Genomic DNA, 2397 nt, shown 5'->3' with positions numbered 1-2397 from the left:
TGGTCAGAACCGGGTTTTCGACGCGATAGGCGCGAACGTCGAACAGGCGGGCGGCCGAGGTGACGCCTTCGGCATCGCTGCCCGGTCCGGCCTTGTCGGCGCGCTGWGCCGCGATCTCGCGAAGGTTGATGCCCATGAGCTTGGGACCGACCTTSGGCAGGAACCAGACCAGGGCCGCCGTCCCGACGAGATAGGTGACGGCGTAGGCGACAGGGATGTTGTTGATGAGCGCCGTCCGCTCGGCCTGCGGTAGGTCGAGACGCTGGATCGCTTCGCCCGCTGTTCCGATGACGGTCGATTCCGAAAACGCCCCGGCGAGAAGTCCGGCCGCAGTACCCATGTCGAAGTTCAGCAGTTTCGCGAAGCCGAGCGCCACCAGCAGGCACGTGACGCAGAGCACCACCGTTAGCGCCATTTGTGGAAGCGCATCGCGCTTCAAGGCGCGAAAGAACTGCGGACCGACCTTGTAACCGGTCGTGAAGAGGAAGAGGTCGAAGAAGACCGTCTTCACGGCGGCCGGCACCTTGATGTCGAGCTGGCCGACCAGGACGCCCGCCAGCAGGCAGCCGACAACGACGCCGAGGCTGAAGCCGCCAATTTTCGCCTTKCCRATSAGAAAGCCGAGAGCGATCGTCAGGAAGATGGCGAGCTCGGGATTATTGCGCAGGGCATCGACGATGTAGTTCATGCTTTGCCTCGCAGCATKGAACTCGGACATCCGATCAAGTCGTGACTGATCGAATGTCCGATGGTTGCCGAACGCAGGAAATCACCTGCCCACACCTTCACTCCTGCCGCTCTCGCGCGTCAGGGCTTTTTGGCGAGAGCGAGATTGTAGGCATCGAAGGCCTGGCGGTAGCCACGCGCCACCGCGCGGGTAGCGCGGCCGATCTGGCTGTAGACCTCGTCGTCAAGATTGGCGAAGGAGACGCGCACCGACCAATCGGGGGCGTGGAAGCCGCCGCCGTTCAAGAGCACGATGCCGTGGTCCTCGGCGAGGCGGAAGACGATGTCGAGCGGRTGGACGTGCTCCTTCATRTAGCTCACSACCTCGGGGCCGACATATTTRTTCGCCCAGAACTCGAAATCGATCAGGCCGTAATAGCGATCATGCAGGGGRTTGTCGGGCACATCGATGCCCAATCCTTCGATCATCCGGTCRACGCGGGACTTCACGATATCCATGCAGGTCTTTTGATAGAGCTTGGCYTCGTCCATCATCTCGGACAGCGAGAACATGGTCATCATCACCTGCTGCGGCAGCGACARGCCGGCCGTGTGATTCAGGGCGATGTCGCGGCTGTCGGCGACGATGCGGTCGATCAGTCTCAGTTCGCGCGGCTTGAGCGTGATCGGGCCATAGCGGGTATCGAGCACCGTCAGGATCTTCTCCGGATGGTTCGCGATCGCCTTGTCCARGATGTTGTCGCGGTGGATSGCGATGACGCCGAGCCGCCAGCCGGTGCACCCGAAATATTTCGAGTAGGAGTAGACCCCGATTGTATTCTGCGGGAGCGCGCCGAGCAGGCCACGGAAACCCTTGACGAAGGTGCCGTAGACGTCGTCRGTGAGGATGATCAGGTCGGGACGCTTGGTCTGGACCAGTTTCACGATCTTGGCGATCGTCTCCTCGCTCAGGGCAACGGCATAGGGATTGCCCGGATTGACGACGAAGAAGGCCTTGACCTTGGGGTCTTCAAGCTTCTTGAGTTCCTCGTCGGTGAACTGCCAGCGGTTTTCCTGAGGCGCGGCCACCGAAACGATGTTGAGGCCGTAATCCTCAAGATGCGGCATTTCGAGATAGGGCGTGAAGATCGGGGTCGCCAGGGCAATCGTGTCGCCCGGGTTCAGGAGCCGGTTGGCCTTCAGCGACTTGAAGATGTAGCACATCGCYGCCGTTCCGCCYTCGACGGCATAGAGGTCGAACTGGCCGGATGGGTGCGGCTCCCCGCACATCGCCCACATCAGGTATTCATGCACGATGCGCTCRTTGTGCACGAGCATGCGGTCAGGCACCGGATAATTGTCGCCRATGATCGAGTCGACGAGCTCGTGCACGAAGGCGTCTGGTTTGAAGCTGAACTTATTGATGGCAAAGGCGACCATCTCTCGGAGGAAGGTGGCGCCGGGCGAGTCCTTGTGATCGGCGAGCCAGTCCTCCAGCCGCTCGGCAATACCCTCGGCCTTGGGCATGCCGCCAATGCCGGCGGCCTTGTGCATCACGCGCCTGCTTTCCGTGATCGCAAACTGCCCGAGCAGGAAGAAGCCCTCGCGCGGCGTCATCGCGACCCAGTTCGGATTGCCGCGGCCGGCGTTCAGAAGGGCGATCGAGGAGGTCTGCGCGGTCTGTTTAGCGAGACGGATCAGTTCGTCCTTGATCTCGAAGGGGCTGAGGGT

Annotated in this window: 2 protein-coding genes; both read right to left on the bottom strand. The window is 61.6% G+C overall.

The annotated features are described in order from the left end of the window. On the bottom strand, positions 1 to 688 hold a 688-nt coding region (locus AC1D34_RS36670; protein ID WP_476826912.1), incomplete at its 3' end, for an aspartate-alanine antiporter-like transporter. Between the two features lie 119 nt (positions 689 to 807). Beyond that, on the bottom strand, positions 808 to 2397 hold a 1590-nt coding region (gene aspD, locus AC1D34_RS36665), incomplete at its 5' end, for an aspartate 4-decarboxylase (RefSeq protein ID WP_476826911.1).

The sequence above is a fragment of the Allobosea sp. P1_A7 genome (genome assembly GCF_056406775.1).
Note: the sequence above shows the minus strand (reverse complement) of the source record. Positions and strands in the feature narration are given on the sequence as shown.